Below are 17,028 nucleotides of genomic sequence, written 5' to 3' on the forward strand. Positions count from 1 at the left end.
GTGCCGACGGGTTCGGCGGTCCCGCGCCGCGCGGGGCGGCGGCGCGCTGACGGGCGCGAGACCGCCGGCGCGCGGTTTCCCTGTGTCACCATCTGCCGCGTTCGGCACTCTCGTCGGGCGACTCATCGTCCCTGGGCCGCGCGCGCCCGCTCGCGGCGGCGGCGTCTCACCGGAACTCAGGCGGACCACCGTGAAGATCACCTTTCTGCTCCACAACGCCTATGGCATCGGGGGCACCATCCGCTCGGCGGCCAACCTCTCCGCCGCGCTCGTCGAGCGCCACGAGGTCACCGTGGCCAGCCTCTACTGCCACCGCGACACCCCGGGTCTCGACTTCGACCCGAGGGTGCGACTGCTTGGGCTGATCGACCAGCGCGAGGGGTCGAAGGACCTCGCGCTGCCGGAGGCAGGGCAGCCCAGCCAGCTCTTTCCGGCCTCGGTAGGCGGGGTCTCGGCGCTCACCGACCGACGAATGTCCGACTATCTGACGCACACGGACGCCGACGTGGTGATCAGCACCCGGCCCGTCCTCAACGTCTACCTCGCCCGTTACGGCGTGCGCGGACGCTATCTGCGGATCGGGCAGGAGCACTCCACCCTCGCGGTCCGCGAGGAGGCCGGGCACCGGGAGCTGCAACTGGCGGCCGTCGCCCAGCTCGACGCGTTCGCCCCCGTCTCCAGCACCGACGCCGCCGCCTACCGTGCGGCGCTGCCGGAGGCCGCCGCGCGGATCCGGCACATTCCCAACTCCTCGCCGGCCGCCGCCGTCTCCCGGTCCACCGGCGAGCACAAGCTGGTGGTGACGGCGGGCCGGCTCGTCGCCCAGAAGCGCTACGACGTGCTGATCGACGCCTTCGCCAGGCTGCGCGAGGACTTCCCCGACTGGGAGTTGCGGATCTACGGACGGGGTCCGCTGCGGGAACCGCTGCTGGAGCAGGTGGAACGGCTGCACCTCGGCGGGCGGGTGCGGTTGATGGGGGCCGTCGCGCCGATCGACACCGAGTGGGCGAAGGGCGCGATCGGCGCGGTCTCCTCCAGCTGGGAGTCGTTCGGGCTGACCATCGTCGAGGCGATGGCCTGCGGGCTTCCGGTCGTCTCGCGCGACTGCCCCTACGGGCCGGCCGAGATCATCACTCCGGGCGAGGACGGGGTGTTGGTGCCGATGGACGAGGGCGACGAGGGGCTGGCCGAGGGGCTGCGCGGGCTGATGGCCGACCCCGCGCTGCGGGCGCGGATGGCGGAGAACGCGGTGGCCACCGCCGCCCGTTACGAACCGGCCGTGGTCGCCGAGGCGTACGAGGAACTGTTCGCCGCGCGACCGCGCGGCGGAGGACTGCGACGGCTGCGCACCAGGTTCCGGCGCGGGCCGGACCGACGGCTGGTGGTCGCCGCCAGCGCGGACGCCCCGGCGCGGCCGGCGGCGCGGTGCGTCGCCGCTCCGGACGGCCTCTCCCTGGAGCTGACCCCGGCGGAGCCGGGCGACCTGGTGCTGCGGCTGCGCGACGACCCGGAGGGGCGGCAGGTGCGGCTGCCGTTGGACCGGGACGGGCGCGGTCGTGTCAGCAGGTCCGAGTACCAGCTGGTGGAGGGGCGTTGGGACGCCTATGTGACCGCGTCGACGGCGGCCAAGGCGCGGCGGCTGGTCGCGCACCGGGTGGAGGGGGCGCCGCTGGTCGGCTCCGCGCCGGCGGTCGGTGAGCACGGGGTGACCTCGTGGATCCCCTACACCACCAAGGAGGGGAACCTCACCGTCCGCACCTGGCAGCGGCCGGCCCACGCCGAGGTCGCCGACGTCACCCTGGGCGAGGAGGCCGCGCTGGTGACCGTCACGCCGCACGGACCGCCCGCCGAGGCGGGCCTCGCGGTGCGTCAACAGGAGCCCGATGTGCTGGACTTCGCCATCCCGCTGCGGGTGCTGCCCACCGGACGGGTGCTGCTGACGATCCCCTACGCGGACGCGGTGCGGGAGCCGCACGGCCGCTGGAGCCTGGTGATCCGCTCGACGGACGGAACGCTCGTGCCGCTGGGCCGGATCGGCGGCGACACCGTCGACCGTCGACCGACCGACGTCTACTCGCTCGTCAACCGCCCGGAGGGCACCTTCCGGCTTGGCTACACCGGCGAGAACGCCCTCATCCTGACGACGACTCCCCCCGGGAGGTAGCCGCGCCGGCGGCCCGCCGCCGACCTCGCGCCGGGAACCGGGCCGGGCCGGGAGCCGGGCCGGGCCGGGAGCCGGGCCGGGCCGGGAGCCGGGCTGGACCGGGAGCCGGGCCGGCCTCAGCGTTCGAGGCCGGGGGGCGTCGGTATCCCGTCGGGCAGGGCGCGACGCACGAGGTCGCTCGAGCAGCCGTCGCAGAGGGCGGTGATCCACACCTCGCCCCGGCCGCCGCGGAACCGCGGCCGGCCGGGGCCGCCGCATATCTCACAGGTGCGCTCGGAGGCGGTCTCCGTCGCGTCGGTCAGCTGGGTCGCGAGATCCGCCCACTGACCGTCGAAGTCCCCCTCCTCGTCGAAGCGGTCGGCGACGCACACCCGCAGGCCGCCGAGGCCGCGCTCGCACTTCTCGATCCGGTAGTCGGGGGCGAGGGCGAGCAGCCGCCAGTGCAGCCGGAGCAGCAGAGCCGCCCAACCGGGCCCCACCGCCCCGGTCCACGCCGGGAGCTGCCACTCATCGTGGATGACGAGGTCTGCCATGCCCCCATGCTGTCGCATGGGTCTGACAATTCCGCCGCCTCAGGGCCGCCGACTTCCCGTCAGGCGGCAACTGGCCAAACTCGGTCCTCTCGCTTACGGCTTACGCTTGCCGGTTGATCAAGTTCACGCGATTCGGGACCACTTGCCGCACCACTTGCCGCGCGCGGCGTCAGGAGGCGAGGCGGTCGCGTCCCGGCCCGACCGCCCGCTCGTGGCAACCGCAGTCGCAGGCCAGATAGATCACCGGGATGCCGGCGGGCGGCGGTGGCGCGACCGCCTTCGTACAGAGCCGGTGGGCGCCGGTGTGGCACTCCACCGTGCGGTAGGCGTCCGGCGTCCGGTGGCCGCTCGCCGTCACCACCTTCAACACGTGGTGGAGCGCCGCCGCTTCGGTCAGGCAGCGACGGCGCGGCGGGATCAACCACCGCACGCAGGGCCCCTCCGTGCGGTTCGGCGGCGGCACCGTGAGCCGTTCGCCCGTTCCCAGCACCGTGATGCCCGGCAGCCTCCAGAGGTCGGCCGACCCCACCGGGACCAGCCAGAACATCGCGTGCTCCGCCGGGTGATGGATCACGGGACCGGTCCGCTCGCCGAGCCGGGCTATCGCACGGGCCGACTCCGCCCCGCCTGCGCCGACGACGTCGAACCACCGGCCGCACGGCAACGGCCTGGGGCCCTGCTCGGCGGTCGGCAGCCACGCGGGAAAGGGAACGTCTCTCTGCACACGACACCTCCGGCGACGAGTGGCGACTACGACGGGCCACCCGCTACCGAACGTACCCATGCAGTCACCCTCGGCATGAGGGGGAGGAATACAAGCAGTTCAACACCCCTGACACCATCGGAGCGCAGGGGCGGGAGCACGGGCGCTCATCCCTCGCGCACGCCGGCTCAGTCCGTCGGCCGCCCCCGAACTCCCGCCCGCGCCCCCGGACTTCCGCCGGCGCCGGGGCGCCCCGCGCCACGCGTTCGGCTCAGAGACCCGGGCTCCGGCCGCTCGGGGGGTCGGCCGCTCAGGCGCTCAGATGGAACCGCGCCGACATCCGGCGCAGCTGCTCCCGCACCCCGCTCCGCTCGCCGTAGACGATCCTGCGCAACGTCGCCCTGGCGATCGGATGGTTTCTGACCAGCTGGGGAGCGATGCGTTCGGCGGCCGACAGCTCGGCCACCGCCAGGTCCCGCTGCCCCGACCAGAGATAGGCGCGCGCCAGATCCATCCGGTAGTGGCCGCGCCGGGACGCGGGCAGGGCGGCGACGAGCGCCGGGTCGAGCCGTTCGTGACGGCGCAGCGCCTCCTCCTGCCGGCTCAGCTCCAGGGCGACGTTCACGCCGTGAATGCCGACGTTGCCGGCGGAGAACGTCAACGAGTGGCGGTCGAAGCCAGGTTCGGGCCCCTTGCCCATCCGGCGCGCCGCCTCGGCGGCCAACTCCAGCCGGTGGTCCGCCTCCCCGGCGTTCCCCGCCCTGGCCGAGGAGACGGCGGCGCGCAGTTGCAGCGAACCCCACACCCGCAGCGCCGCCGGCTCGCCGCGTTCGTAGGCGTCGGCGACGCCGCGCAACGCCTTGTCGCCGAGCGCCAACGCGTCGCCCCAGTCGGCCGTGGCCCACATGTCCCAGGCGCGCATCCAGTCGACGACGGCGGGCAGCAGCGGATCGCCGGAACGCTCGGCGGCCCACGCGCCGCGTTCGGCGGCGAGCGTCACCAGCTCGGGATGGCCCAGGGCGTGGGCCGAGGTGTGGGCGAACTTGCAGGTCACGGCGTAGACCGCGAACGCCTCCTCGCGCTCGCCGCCGGTGGTCAGCTCCGCCAACGCCCGTGCCTCGCGCAGCAGATCGGGGAGGCGGTCGAGGATGCCGGTGTTGTCGGCGTCGTCGCGCAGCCGGTGCAGCCCGCGCATGGCCCGCCAGAGTGCCGGGGCGGATCTGGGGGAGCCGTCGAACGTCGGCGCCAGGTCGTAACGCCGCAGCTCCCGCAGGGTCATCGCCGCCGATACCCGCCACTGGTTCTCCGCGGTGCTGCCGCTGAACGGGCGCTCGATCAGCTCGTTGGGGTGGATGTGCACCACGCCGGCCAGCGCGTTGATCACGCTCGCCCGGTCCAGCTCGATGTCGCCGCTCTCCACCTTGGAAACCCAGCTCTGCGTCCGGCGCAGCCGTCCAGCGACATCGGCCTGGGTCAACCCCAGCCGCAGCCGGGCCCGTCGCAGCCGCTGCCCGATGGACTCGCTCTCCTCGGCCATCGCTCACCTCACCACCAAGGCGCCGGGCAGGGCAACGGCCTTGTGTGGAACGGGAGTTGTTAAGGACATCGGGGCTCTCCATGGGGTCGCCGGGCAGCAGCACCTCGGACGCTACCCCCGTGCCCCACCCCGTCACCCCTTCCGTTCCCACCCGCGACACCCGTACGAGGCGCCACCCGAACGCCGCCCTCCGCCGGCCTCGGCGCAGCCCGCGCCGGGCGCGGCCGGACAAGGGGCGTGGTCCCGGCGGGAGGCGGACAGGAAGCGGGCCGCCGCGGCGGCGAAGGGGGCGTCGAAAAGGCGCGGACGGCCACCGCCGTTCCGCGCCTTTCTCCTCGCGATCGAATCCGCGCACCTTCACGCCGAGACGCTGTCGGAAGTCGTGTCCCCCCGATCTCAACCCGAAGGTGGGCCCACTCGATCCGGGCGGGAACGATCCGTAACGCGCCGACCGCGCGTGTCACTCGGAGTGGGTCGCCTCCTGATCGTCGGCGTTCGTCCTCTCCTCGTCGGCGGGCGACACGACGCCCTTCTTGGCGGCCTTGGCCGCCGCCCTGCGCTGGGCTCGGTTGCCCTCGGGGTCGGGGGTGATCTCGTCCGGCTCGGTGAGCGGGCGGAAGCCCGGCCGCGCCTGGAGGGGGTTGCCGCGCTTCGGCTGCGGGGCCTTCTTCGCCATGGTGTGCCTTTCGTCGGACGGTCAACCGGCTCAGTCTGCCGCCTGTTTCCGCTGAGCGCCCGTCAAAAAACCGGCCCGTGGGGCCGGGCGCACAACGCGAAGGGCCCGGCACCTGAGTGCCGGGCCCTTCGAACTGGTAGCGGGGACAGGATTTGAACCTGCGACCTCTGGGTTATGAGCCCAGCGAGCTACCGAGCTGCTCCACCCCGCGTCGTGGTCACTACCTTACGCCATTCCGAGGGGTGCTCGTGCCACCGTTGCCGAGTGGGGCGTCCCGTCAGCCGTCGGCGGGGCGCGCCCGGTACACGCCGGGCAGCGGCGGCAGCCCGGTCACGCTCATCATCAGCGAGTAGATGGTGGTGGTGCCGGCGATGAAGAGGCGGTTCCTCCGGGGGCCGCCAAAGCGGACATTGGCCACCGTCTCGGGGATCAGCAGCCGCCCCAGCAGGGTGCCGTCGGGGTGGTAGCAGTGCACCCCGCCCTCCATGGCGGCGGCCCACAGCCGACCGGCGTCGTCGAACCGGATGTTGTCGAAGTTCCCCGTCGTGCAGCTGGCGAAGACGCCGTCCTCGCTCAGGGTGCCGTCCTCGCCGACGGTGAAGGAGCGAATGTGGTTGGCGATGCTGTCCGAGACCAGCAGCCGGGACTCGTCGGGGGAGAAGACCAGCCCGTTGGGCCCGCTGAACCCGTCGGCCACCAGCCTGACCTCTCCGCCGTCCGGGTCGATCCGGTAGACGTTGCGCCCGCCGATCTCGCTCTCGGCCCGGTGGCCCTCGTAGTCGCTGGCGATGCCGAACTCCGGGTCGGAGAACCAGATCGAGCCGTCGGAGCGCACCGCCGCGTCGTTCGGGCTGTTGAGCCGCTTGCCCCGGTAGCGGTCGGCGAGGACCGTCACCGAGCCGTCGTGCTCGGTCCTGGTGACCCGGCGGTTCCCCTGCTCGCAGGTGACCAGCCGGCCCTGGCCGTCCAACGTGTTCCCGTTGGGGTGGCCGGCGGGGGAGCGGAAGACGCCGACCTCTCCCGTCGTCTCGTCCCACCGCAGCAGCCGGTCGTTCGGGATGTCGCTCCACACCAGGCCGCGGGCCGCCGGGAGATAGACCGGACCCTCGGCCCAACGGGAGCCCCGGTGCAGCGCCTCCCACTGCCGGTCCCCGTTCGCGCACCTGCCGCTGCGGAAACGCTCGTCCAGGACCTCGTACAGCGCGGCTCGCGCGTTCACCACGGACATCTCTTCACCTGGTCCTCGGTCGTGTGATCTCGGGCTCTCCTCTCTCATCAGATCATTGGACGGCTCAGGGGACGACCGTGGTCCGGGCGCCAGGCGCGCCCGTCCCCTCCCGTCCGGGGGGCTGAGGTGGCGCCGACTCCCGGGCGGCGCGCGGGCGTTGACTCGCGCGCTGCCCCCAGAGGACCCCGAGGAGCACCAGCACCAGCCCGAGCAGCTGCCAGCCCGTGAGCGACTGCCCCAGCACCACCAGCCCGGCGCAGCTCGCGACCACCGGGTTGGCCAGCCCGAGGAAGGACATCGACGAGGCCGGCAGCCGCTCTATCCCCCGGAACCACAGGGCATAGGCGAGGACCGTGCCTATCAGCCCGAGATAGACGTACCCGGCGACATGGCCGGCCGTCGGCGCCGGCGGCGCGCCCTCGACCAGCAGCGCCAGCGGCGCCAGCACCAGGCCGCCGACCGTCAGCTGCCAGCCGGTCAGGGCCAGCAGCGAGACTCCCGGTGGGCGCCCCCAGCGCTTCGCGCACACCACCGCCAGCGCCATCAGCGTCGTGGCCGCGAGCATCGCCGCCATCCCCGTGGCATCCAGCGCCGCGTCGGCGCGCAGCACCAGCAGGGCCACGCCGGAGAGCCCGAGCAGCGCCGCGAGCAGCGTCCCCGGCCCCGGCCGGGCCCGCAGCACCACCACGCCCAGCCCGGCCACCAACAGCGGGGAGAGCGCCCCGACGGTGGAGGCGACGCCGCCGGGCAGGCGGTAGGCGCCGTAGAAGAGAAGCGGGAAGAACGCCCCGAAGTTGAGCAGCCCGAGCACCGTCGCGCGCATCCACCAACTGCCCTGCGGGAGGCGGCGGGTGAACGCCAGCAGCAGCAGGCCGGCCGGCAGCGCGCGCAGGGCGGAGACCGCCAGCGGGCGGTCCGGGGGCAGCAGCTCCGTCGTCGTGACATAGGTGGTGCCCCAGGCGGCCGGGCCGACCGCGGCCAGGGCCGCCACGGCCCAGGGCCGGTCCACCAGCCGGCGCAGCCGTCCGTCGTCCCGCTCCCGACCACCGATGACACCCATCCGCGCACCCCCGCTCCCGGCCCCGCGGGGCCTCGCTCGCGCTGATCTCTCAACGCCGTATCTCTCAACGCTGAAATAACTTCGAGTATTCTGACATACCCTCTTGCTCACGGCAAGTAGCTGAAGGTTAAGATAGTCGGCGTCGGGCGGAGACCACCTCCCGATCCGTCCGCCCCTCACCGCACCAGAAGGACCGGAGAGCCATGAACGACAGCGCGGCGCCCCCAGGGGTCGAAGCCCCCGCCGAGACCGACGCCGTGGATCAGCTGACCGCCCAGTGGGCGCGCGAGCGTCCCGACCTCGACGACCTGACGGCCATGGCCCTGATCGGCCGGATCAACCGCGCCTCAAGTCTGCTGCTCAAGCGGATGAAGCCGGTCTTCACCGCCCACGGCCTGGAGAACGCGGAGTTCGACGTGCTGGCTACCCTGCGGCGGGCCGGCGCCCCCCACGAGCTGACGCCGAGCGAGCTGGTGCTCTCCTCGATGGTCACCTCGGGCGCCGTCACCAACCGGCTGGACCGGCTGGAGCGCAAGGGCCTGGTCGAGCGCCGGCCCGATCCCGGGGACCGCCGCGCGGTCCGGGTGCGGCTGACCTCGCCGGGCCTGGACCTGGTGGACCGCACGGTGATGGCCCATGTGGCCAACGAGGAGCGGATACTGGCCGCGCTTCCCGCGGCCGACCAGCGGTTGCTGAGCGACGCGCTGCGCCGGCTGCTGGTCGCGCTCGGCGACACGAGGCTCGGATGAGCCCCTGCCCGCGCCGGTGCGGCTCCGGCGCGCGACGGCAAGCGGACCGGGGCCCCTCAGTCCGCCGTTCCGGTCAGTCCGCCGTTCCAGCCCACCGTTCGAAGGAGGAGAAGGCATGTCGGCGACCAGCTATGACGTGATCGTGCTCGGCGTAGGGGGCATGGGCAGCGCGGCTGCCCACCGGCTGGCGGCGCGCGGCGCCCGGGTGCTCGGGCTGGAGCGCTTCGGCCCCGCACACGACAGGGGGTCCAGCCACGGCGGCTCCCGGATCGTCCGGCAGGCGTACTTCGAGGGGGAGGCGTATGTGCCGCTGCTGCTGCGTTCCTACGAGCTGTTCGACGAGTTGGCCGCCGAGACCGGGCGTGAGCTGCGGGTGCCCTGCGGCGGACTGATGGTCGGCACGCCGGAGAGCCGGACGGTTTCCGGCTCGCTGGCCTCGGCGCGCGCCTGGGACCTGCCGCACGAGATGCTGGACGCCCGGGAGATCAGGCGCCGCTTCCCGACGCTCGCGCCGGACGGGGACGAGGTGGCGCTCTGGGAGGGGAGGGCCGGCCTGGTCCGCCCGGAGGCGACGGTCGGCGCCGCGATCGAGCGGGCCGTGGCGGCCGGCGCCGAGCTGCGGTTCGAGGAGCCGGTGACCTCCTGGGAGGAGCTGCCAGGTGGCGCCGGAGTCCGGGTGCGCACCGCCGCCGGCAGCTACACGGCGGGTCAGCTGGTGATCTGCCCCGGCGCCTGGGCTCCCGGGCTGCTGGCGGACCTGGGAGTGCCGTTCGCCGTCGAACGGCAGGTCATGTACTGGTTCGCGCCGCGCGGCGAGCGGGGCGTCGAGCCCTTCCTCCCGGACCGTCACCCGATCTATGTGTGGGAGGAGCGCGACGGCACCTCGGTCTACGGCTTCCCCGCGATCGACGGCCCGGAGGGCGGCGCGAAGGTCGCGTTCTACCGGTCGAACGACGGCACCTGCACCCCCGAGACCGTCGACCGCACGGTCCACCCCGACGAGGTGGCGACCATGGCCGAGCACGCGGGGCGCCATCTCCCCACGCTGCCGGGCGCGTTGCTGCGCGCGGTCACCTGCATGTACACCAGCACCCCCGACGACCACTTCGTGATAGCCCGCCACCCCGGGTACAGCGCCGTCACCGTGGCCGGCGGGTTCTCGGGGCACGGCTTCAAGTTCGTGCCCGTGGTCGGCGAGATCCTCGCCGAGCTGGCCCTGGATGGGGAGACCCGTCATCCGATCGAGTTGTTCGACCCGCGACGCCCGCTGCCGGAGGACTGACGGGCATCCGACCGCACCCGGGGGGAGAGATGGAAGACACAGGGGGGACGTTGAGGGACACCGGACGGAGGGGAGGGACGGCGGACGCGACGCCGGCCGGGCGGCCGACGGCCTGGCACGCCGAGCCGGCGCCGCGGCTGCTGGGGGTCGGCATCCTGATGAGCGGGCTGGCCTTCCTCGCGGGGCCCCTGGCAGGCGGTGCGCTGCTGGGCGTTTCCACCGCCCTCCACTTCGGGCTGATGGCCGTGACGGCCTTCGGCGCTTGGCTGTTGTCGCGCGCCCCGCGGCTCCAGGCCCCCGCATATCCGGTTGAGCGGACGAGGGCGCGTGGCCCCGCCGCGCGGACGGCCCCCGCGCCCCGGCGGGTACCGGCCTCGCCGCGCCCGTCAGTCCGGCCGCACCGGATACGGCACGAAGGTGCTGCTGTTCTCGTCGACCGCGAGCGCGCGGCCCAGCGGGGGCACGGCGCGCTGGGGGCAGTTGAGCCGTTCGCAGGCGCGGCAGCCCATCCCGATCGGGGTGGCCGCCGAGGCGTTGCCCAGGTCGAGGCCGTCGGAGTAGACCAGCCGCGTGGCGTGCTGGACCTCGCAGCCGAGGCCGATGGCGAAGGTCTTGGCCGGGTCTCCCCAGCCGCCGCGGTGCCGGGTCACGGTGCGCGCGATCCACAGATAGCGCTGCTCGTCGGGCATCGCCGCGATCTGCACGTGGATGCGGCCGGGAGCGGCGAACGCCTCGTAGACGTTCCACAGCGGGCAGGTGCCGCCCGCGTGGGAGAAGTGGAAGCCGCTCGCCGACTGCCGCTTGGACATGTTCCCGGCGCGGTCCACCCGGACGAACGAGAACGGCACGCCACGCAGCCTCGGCCGCTGGAGCGTGCTCAGCCGGTGGCAGACGGTCTCGAAGCCGAGGCCGAAGGTGCCGGTGAGCTGTTCGACGTCGTAGCGCAGTTCCTCCGCGGTGGCGTGGAAGGCGCGGTAGGGAAGTATCAGCGCGGCGGCGAAGTAGTGCGCCACGCCGATCCTGGCCAGCGACCAGGCGTCCGACCCCGGGGTGAAGTCCTCGCCGGCCAGGGCCGACAGCTCGGCGCCGTACTCCAGCAGCGCCAGCTGGGTGGCCATGCGGAACGCCCGCTGCCCCGGCCGCAGCCGCCCGGAGACGTAGAGCACCCGGGCGCCGGGGTCGTAGCGGTGCTGTTCGGGCCCGGGATGGGTGGCGACTCGTACCCCGTGCCGGGAGAGCCGGCGGTCGAGCACGGTCAGCACCTCGCCCGGCCTGATCCCGACCTCCTCGGCGAGGTCCTCGGCGGCCAGGTCGGTCTCGTGGAGGTAGTTCCGCCTGCGGTAGAAGAACTCGCGGATCTCCTCGTGGGGCGTCCGCGGGTCGTCGGGCCGCCGGGCGCCCAGCGGCCCCGGTTCGCCCTCCCGGACGGCGGCGGCCTCGGCGAGCCGGTGGGCCAGGGACTGGTTGCGGCGGCCGAGTTCCAGCACGAGTTCGGCGACGGACGGCAGCTTCTCGGCGAGCTCGCCCAGGTCGTCCGGGCTCACCCGGCCGCCGTCGACCTCGTCGGCGAGCGCCTCGCGCAGGTCGGCGAGGAGCCGGCTGGTGTCCCGCCCCGAGAAGAACTCCGGGTCCACGCCGAAGGTCTCGGTCAGCCGCAGCAGCACCGGCACCGTCAGCGGTCGGGTGTCGTGTTCCATCTGGTTGAGATAGCCGGGCGAGATGCCCAGCATCCTGGCGAGTTCGGCCTGGCGCAGCCCCCGTTCCGCGCGCAGTCGCCGCAACCGTGGTCCCGCGTAGACCTTGGCCACCGCAGTCTCCTTCGACCGTCAGCTTTGTCAACGTCCCGTCGGCTCCGTTGCCGGGACGTGCCAGGAGCCACGCGGCCCGGGCGGCCCGGCGGGCGAGGCGCCCCGGGAACCATCCGAAACCATCCGTGATTGGCACGTTCAGCAAAAAGCCGTCGGAAGTCTTCTCGAAGTTAGCACCGATCCACGGTTGATGGCACCCAGTGCCAGCGTCACAGTGTGAGCACGGCCCGCCGGACCCCGGCGAACCGGCCCCGGCGGACCCGGGAACCGTGCCCACCCACGCCACGGTCCCCCGCCGTCGGCCGGCGAGCCCGCCGGCAGCATTGCTCACCTTTCCACCCAGCGGAGGGGAACGGCGGGCCCCCACCCTCCACGGCACTCAGTGCCGTGCCTCTCTCAGAGGTCACTCCGATCACATCAGGGCAGTTCCACCGCGGAGGCGATCATGACTCTCAGCGTTCAGCCGACCACATCCACCCACACCCCGAGGACCGCCGAGGAGTTGGCCCACGCGTGGGCGAACGACCCCAGGTGGCGGGGCATCCAGCGCACCTACGGCCCCCAGGACGTGGTGCAGCTCGCCGGCAGCGTCCGTGAGGAGCACACCCTGGCCCGGCGCGGAGCCGAGCGGCTGTGGCGGCAGCTGCACGAGCGCGACTACATCCACGCGCTGGGCGCGCTCACCGGCGGGCAGGCCGTGCAGCAGGTCAAGGCCGGTCTCCAGGCGATCTACCTGTCCGGCTGGCAGGTCGCCGCCGACGCCAACCAGGCCGGTCAGACCTACCCCGACCAGAGCCTGTACCCGGCCAACTCCGTTCCCCAGGTGGTCCGTCGGATCAACAACGCGCTGCTGCGCGCCGACCAGATCTCCACCGCCGAGGGCGAGAGCGACCCGGTGGACTGGCTGGCGCCGATCGTCGCCGACGCCGAGGCGGGCTTCGGCGGGCCGTTGAACGCGTTCGAGCTGACCAAGGCCATGATCGCGGCCGGTGCCGCCGGCATCCACTACGAGGACCAGCTGGCCTCCGAGAAGAAGTGCGGCCACCTGGGCGGCAAGGTGCTGGTGCCGACCGCCCAGCACGTCCGCACCCTCAACGCGGCCCGGCTGGCCGCCGACATCTCCGACGTGCCGACGGTGATCGTCGCCCGCACCGACGCCCTCGCCGCCACGCTGCTGACCAGCGACGTCGACGAGCTCGACGCCCCCTTCGTCACCGGCGAACGCACCTCCGAGGGCTTCTACCTGGTGCGCAACGGGATGGCCTCGGCGATCGCCCGCGGACTGGCCTACGCCCCCTACTCCGACCTGCTGTGGATGGAGACCGGCACCCCGGACCTCGACCAGGCCAGGGAGTTCGCCGAGGCGATCCACGCCCGCTACCCGGACCAGCTGCTGGCCTACAACTGCTCGCCCTCGTTCAACTGGCGGGCGGCGCTGGACGACGACCAGATCGCCAAGTTCCAGCGGGAGTTGGGCGCCATGGGGTACCGGTTCCAGTTCATCACGCTGGCCGGCTTCCACTCGCTCAACCACGGCATGTTCGACCTGGCCCACGGCTACGCCGAGCAGGGCATGACGGCCTATGTCGACCTGCAGCAGCGGGAGTTCGACGCCCAGCGGCACGGGTTCACCGCCGTGCGCCACCAGCGGGAGGTCGGCACCGGCTACTTCGACCTGGTTTCCACGGCCGTCAACCCGACCTCCTCCACGACGGCGCTGGCCGGTTCGACGGAGGCCGAGCAGTTCCACTGAGCAGTCCCAGGGTCGGGCGCGCACGCCGGCGCACACGGGTTCATCGGACGCGCCGGCGCACGCCCACCGACCCGCCCACCGACCTGACGGCCCGGGTCAGGCCACCACGGCCCGGGCCGTCAGCCCAGGGCGGTCCGCGCCGGGTGCCGGGCGGCGGAGCGCGGACCGCCCGCCCCGCCACGCACCCAGCAGGTGCTCGGCGAGGGCGTCCTCGACCAGCCCCGTCGCCTCGATCCCGAAGACCACGTCGGCGGCCAACTCCGGTTCGTCAGCGACCAGTCCGGCCACCACCTCGCGGCGGACCAGCTGCTCGTGGACGGCGTCGGCCTCCACGTGCTCCTCATAGAAACGTATCCCCGCCGGTCCGGCGCCCGCGCGCCGCAACGCCTCGGCCAACCGCCGCGAACCGGGCGACGAGGTGATCTCCACCGCCGCGAAGTGCCCCACCAGCGCGCCGCGCAGCGCCCGGCGCAGCCCGAACAGCGACATCAGGTTGACCACGGCCAGCGCCGGCGCCGGGGCGGCGTCCAGCTGGCGGCCGTACCCGGCGTCCAGCCCGAGGTCCTCCATCAGCTCGGCGAAGAGCCGCGCGTGCGCCCGCTCGGCGTGACCCCCGCCGAACTCGTCGAACTCGATCGCCACCATCGCCGCCTTGGCCCGCCCGGTCAGCCTCGGCAGCACCCAGGCGTGCGGGTCCGCCTCCTTCAGGTGGTACACCGAACGCACCGCGGCGTACTCGCGCAGCTGCCACCACCGCCCCTCGCGTTGCAGGAAGTGGCTGACGCTCCCGGGGGCGTCGCCCACCGGCTCGACGAGCAGGGCGTCGAGCGCGGCGGCCAGTCCGACGGTGGTGGCGCCCCGTTCGCGCGTCCCCGCCCTGAGCGCCGCGAGGAACCGTTCCTCCATGGCGACCCGCGCCCGCAGCGCGGCCGGGTCCCACTCCCGCTCGTCGTCCACGCCGTCGAAGCCCCGGTAGTGCAGCTCGTACAGCGTGTACAGCGCCAACTGGAGGTCGTCGCCGAACGGCTCCGCGCCGTCCACCGCCGCCGCGTCCGGCCACGTCCCCGCGTGCGCGCCGGCGCGCAGCGCGTCGAGCACGCCGGCCGACACCTCGCCGCGCGCCTCCGGCAGCCGAGGTCCCCGGCTCACCGGTCGCCCTCCGCGTCGTCGCGTGCGGCGCTGTCTGCCGCGTCGTTCGCCGCGCTGCTCGCCGCGCTGCTCGCCGCGTTGTCGCTCGTGGCGCCGCCGGCCGCGTCGCCGGGCGCCACATCGCCCGAGCCGTCGCGCCTCTCGCCGCGCGCACGGCGGCGGTGGCTGGTGTCGCACCACGGGTAACGCCGACTGCGGCGGCAGGTGCACAGCGCCACCAGGAACCGGTCGCCCCGCACCACGCGCCCGTCGTCGAGCACCACCTCGACCGGCCCCTCCACCAGCAGCGGCCCCTCCCGTTCCGCGACCACCCGGCGCGGTCGCTCCCCGCCGGTCACCGCTTCTCCCCCCGGATCACCACCAACTCCTCGGTCTCCTCGTCGGGCCGCACCAACCCGCGCCGCCGCAGCCAGGGCAGCCGGGAACGCAGCACGGGACCGAACGGGACCCGCGCCCGATCCGTCACCTCCGCGCGCAGCCCCGCCTCCTCCAGCCGCAGCAGCGTCTCCTCGGCGGCGCACAAGCCGGAGTGCACCATCAGCAGCACGCCGTGCGGACGCAACCGGGGCGCGACCCCGGCGCACACGCGGTCCACCAGCGCCCGCCCGTCCCGCCCCGCGTCCCAGGCGCGCGCCACGCCCCGGTCCGGCGGGGACTCGCCGGGCGCCGGCACATAGGGCGGGTTGCAGAACACCAGGTCGAACGAGCGGTCCGGCACCGCGGCGAACAGGTCCCCGCGCCGCACGGTGACCCGCCGCCGCGCCAGCAACGCGTTGATCCGGGCGCTCAGCACGGCGCGCCGCCCGACATCGACGGCGGTCACCCCGGCCCCGGTGCGCGCCGCGAGCACCGCGAGCGCCCCGCTGCCCGAGCACACCTCCAGTACGTCCATGCCCGGCACCAGTCCCTCGCGCCGCAGCGCTGCCGCCAGCATCAGGGTGTCGGACTGGGGCGCGTACACGCCGGGCATCACCACCACCCGTCCCAGCGAGGCCGCCCCGGGCGACGTCAACGAAGCAGTCAACCGACCACACCTCCACACCCCCCACCGCACAGGCCCCGAGACCGCGCGGCCGAGTACCCGGGGCCCCCGGCGCCACACCCCGCCCACCGGCGTTCACCCGAACGGGGCAGCGGCGCCCGGCGCGTCGTGAGAGGCTCCCACCCGATGGCACCCCACTCGACGCCGCCGCCTCCTCCCGAGCCCACCGCGCTCCCCGAGATCCCGCTGACCGGCGGGCGGCTGACCCCGGGCGTCGTGCGCGTCGGCGACACCGTGCGCCGACCGGCGAGCGAGGCGGCGCCGTTCGTCGCCGCGCTGCTGACCGAGCTGCGCCGACGCGGCTTCACCGGCGCGCCCCGCCACCTCGGCCGGGACGACCGAGGCAGGGACGTGCTGGAGTATCTGCCGGGGCGGCTACCGGCCCGGTTCCGGCGCTGGGCGGACGACCAGGTCGCGACCGCCGCCGCCCTGCTCCGCGCGCTCCACGAAGCCACTCGCGGCGGACGCCTCGCCGGCGGTCATCCGGTCGTCTGCCACCACGACCCCGGGCCGAACAACACCGTCTTCCGCGACGGCCGGCCCGTCGCCTTCCTCGACTTCGACCTGGCCGCGCCCGGCGAACCCCTCTCCGACCTGGGCTATCTGGGGTGGACCTGGTGCCTTAGCGGCAAGCCCGGCGCCGCGCCGCCGCCCGCCCAGGCGGCCCAACTCCGGCTCGCCGCCGACGCCTACGGCCTCGCCCCCGCGGAACGCGGCGCGCTCGTCGACGCCGTCCTCGCCCGCCAACTGGCCAACGCGGCCTTCTGGCGCGCCCGCGCCCGTGCCCGCGTCCGCGCCCGCGTCCGCGCCCGGGATGTTGATCCGCACGCTGAGGCGGAACGGTGCGCCGAGGCGGAACGGTGCGCCCAGGCGGAACGGTGCGCCGAGCGCGTCGACTGGTCGCTTCGCGAGCACGCCCATGTGACCGCGCACCGTGCCGCGTTCGAGGCGGCCCTACGCTGAGCGCGGCACCAGGCTCAGGGTCGCCGCCCGCGCGTCCGCGCCGACGATCGGATCGACATACCGCGCGCCGTAGCCTCGGTACTTGTCGCGGTACGCCGCGTCGATCGCCTCGTTCGTCGGGGCGTCCTCCTGCTCGACGAAGTCGACCCTCCGCTCCAGCCCGCCGGCGAGCACCCGCCCCTCGTGCCGCTCCCTCGCGGCGTTGAACCAGTGGCCCCGGCGCCCGCCCGCGGAACGCACGTACAGCCCGTCGCCGTGGCGCACCACCCAGATGGTCACCGGCCCGTGCTCGGTGCCGTCGTCGTGCAACGGCGCGATCTCCAGCTCCTCGGCGCCGCCGATGGTGTCGAGTTCGTCGCTGGTCCAGTGCGCCATGGTGGC

16 protein-coding genes and 1 tRNA gene are annotated in these 17,028 nt (G+C 74.0%); 5 read left to right on the plus strand and 12 right to left on the minus strand.

The annotated features are described in order from the left end of the window. The first annotated feature begins 190 nt into the window (after positions 1 to 190). On the plus strand, positions 191 to 2,164 hold the full coding sequence (locus FH715_RS29340; protein WP_139647013.1) for a glycosyltransferase family 4 protein: 1,974 nt from the start codon (positions 191 to 193) through the stop codon (positions 2,162 to 2,164). Between the two features lie 116 nt (positions 2,165 to 2,280). On the opposite strand, the gene FH715_RS19280 is transcribed toward FH715_RS29340, so the two are convergent. From FH715_RS19280 to FH715_RS19310, 7 genes are all read right to left on the minus strand, one after another. After that, positions 2,281 to 2,697 carry a hypothetical protein gene (locus FH715_RS19280; protein WP_139647016.1) on the minus strand — a complete coding sequence of 139 codons (417 nt, stop codon included), beginning with the start codon at positions 2,695 to 2,697 and terminating at the stop codon, positions 2,281 to 2,283. Positions 2,698 to 2,866: 169 nt separating this feature from the next. Next, complete coding sequence (locus tag FH715_RS28615; protein WP_139647018.1) at positions 2,867 to 3,421, minus strand: hypothetical protein; 555 nt, start codon at positions 3,419 to 3,421, stop codon at positions 2,867 to 2,869. Positions 3,422 to 3,710: 289 nt separating this feature from the next. Next, the gene (locus tag FH715_RS19290; protein ID WP_139647020.1) at positions 3,711 to 4,937 is read right to left on the minus strand and encodes a helix-turn-helix domain-containing protein; all 1,227 of its coding nucleotides are present in this window, start codon (positions 4,935 to 4,937) and stop codon (positions 3,711 to 3,713) included. A 460-nt stretch (positions 4,938 to 5,397) separates the two neighbouring features. Further along, positions 5,398 to 5,613 carry a hypothetical protein gene (locus tag FH715_RS19295; protein ID WP_139647023.1) on the minus strand — a complete coding sequence of 72 codons (216 nt, stop codon included), beginning with the start codon at positions 5,611 to 5,613 and terminating at the stop codon, positions 5,398 to 5,400. A 134-nt stretch (positions 5,614 to 5,747) separates the two neighbouring features. Further along, positions 5,748 to 5,824: transfer RNA gene (locus FH715_RS19300), tRNA-Met, on the minus strand. Positions 5,825 to 5,890: 66 nt separating this feature from the next. Next, on the minus strand, positions 5,891 to 6,841 hold the full coding sequence (locus tag FH715_RS19305; RefSeq protein WP_139647025.1) for an SMP-30/gluconolactonase/LRE family protein: 951 nt from the start codon (positions 6,839 to 6,841) through the stop codon (positions 5,891 to 5,893). Between the two features lie 64 nt (positions 6,842 to 6,905). Continuing rightward, a complete protein-coding gene (locus tag FH715_RS19310) occupies positions 6,906 to 7,901 on the minus strand; it encodes an EamA family transporter (protein ID WP_139647027.1) in 996 nt (331 codons plus the stop codon). 203 nt (positions 7,902 to 8,104) lie between these two features. On the opposite strand from FH715_RS19310, the gene FH715_RS19315 reads away from it, so the two are divergent. After that, complete coding sequence (locus FH715_RS19315) at positions 8,105 to 8,650, plus strand: MarR family winged helix-turn-helix transcriptional regulator (RefSeq protein ID WP_139647029.1); 546 nt, start codon at positions 8,105 to 8,107, stop codon at positions 8,648 to 8,650. Positions 8,651 to 8,765: 115 nt separating this feature from the next. Beyond that, a complete protein-coding gene (gene solA / locus FH715_RS19320) occupies positions 8,766 to 9,932 on the plus strand; it encodes an N-methyl-L-tryptophan oxidase (protein WP_139647031.1) in 1,167 nt (388 codons plus the stop codon). Positions 9,933 to 10,318: 386 nt separating this feature from the next. Here solA and FH715_RS19325 read toward each other — a convergent pair whose 3' ends face one another. After that, positions 10,319 to 11,740, minus strand: coding sequence for a short-chain fatty acyl-CoA regulator family protein (locus tag FH715_RS19325; RefSeq protein ID WP_139647033.1), 1,422 nt, complete (start codon positions 11,738 to 11,740; stop codon positions 10,319 to 10,321). Positions 11,741 to 12,185: 445 nt separating this feature from the next. Between FH715_RS19325 and aceA the strand changes: the two genes are divergently transcribed. Then, complete coding sequence (gene aceA, locus FH715_RS19330; protein ID WP_139647035.1) at positions 12,186 to 13,493, plus strand: isocitrate lyase; 1,308 nt, start codon at positions 12,186 to 12,188, stop codon at positions 13,491 to 13,493. Between the two features lie 96 nt (positions 13,494 to 13,589). Here aceA and FH715_RS19335 read toward each other — a convergent pair whose 3' ends face one another. From FH715_RS19335 to FH715_RS19345, 3 genes are read right to left on the minus strand one after another with little or no spacing between them, the layout of a single operon-like run. Further along, entirely contained in the window at positions 13,590 to 14,642 is a 1,053-nt protein-coding gene (locus FH715_RS19335) for an iron-containing redox enzyme family protein (RefSeq protein ID WP_139647037.1), read from the minus strand. After that, positions 14,639 to 14,980: a CDGSH iron-sulfur domain-containing protein gene (locus FH715_RS19340; protein WP_246108847.1), complete on the minus strand. Its 342-nt coding sequence runs from the start codon at positions 14,978 to 14,980 to the stop codon at positions 14,639 to 14,641. Before FH715_RS19340 ends, FH715_RS19335 begins: the two co-directional genes overlap by 4 nt. Then, on the minus strand, positions 14,977 to 15,612 hold the full coding sequence (locus FH715_RS19345) for a HemK2/MTQ2 family protein methyltransferase (RefSeq protein WP_139647180.1): 636 nt from the start codon (positions 15,610 to 15,612) through the stop codon (positions 14,977 to 14,979). Before FH715_RS19345 ends, FH715_RS19340 begins: the two co-directional genes overlap by 4 nt. Positions 15,613 to 15,810: 198 nt before the next feature. Here FH715_RS19345 and FH715_RS19350 point away from each other — a divergent pair, with 198 nt between their 5' ends. Beyond that, on the plus strand, positions 15,811 to 16,647 hold the full coding sequence (locus tag FH715_RS19350) for a phosphotransferase (protein WP_139647039.1): 837 nt from the start codon (positions 15,811 to 15,813) through the stop codon (positions 16,645 to 16,647). Here the strand turns inward: FH715_RS19350 and FH715_RS19355 are convergent. Continuing rightward, complete coding sequence (locus tag FH715_RS19355; protein ID WP_139647041.1) at positions 16,639 to 17,022, minus strand: DUF2255 family protein; 384 nt, start codon at positions 17,020 to 17,022, stop codon at positions 16,639 to 16,641. The two genes, FH715_RS19350 and FH715_RS19355, sit on opposite strands and share 9 nt — an antisense overlap. Positions 17,023 to 17,028 lie beyond the last annotated feature (6 nt).

The sequence above is a fragment of the Streptomyces sedi genome, from assembly GCF_006335015.1.
Taxonomy (GTDB): Bacteria; Actinomycetota; Actinomycetes; order Streptomycetales; family Streptomycetaceae; genus Streptomyces; species Streptomyces sedi.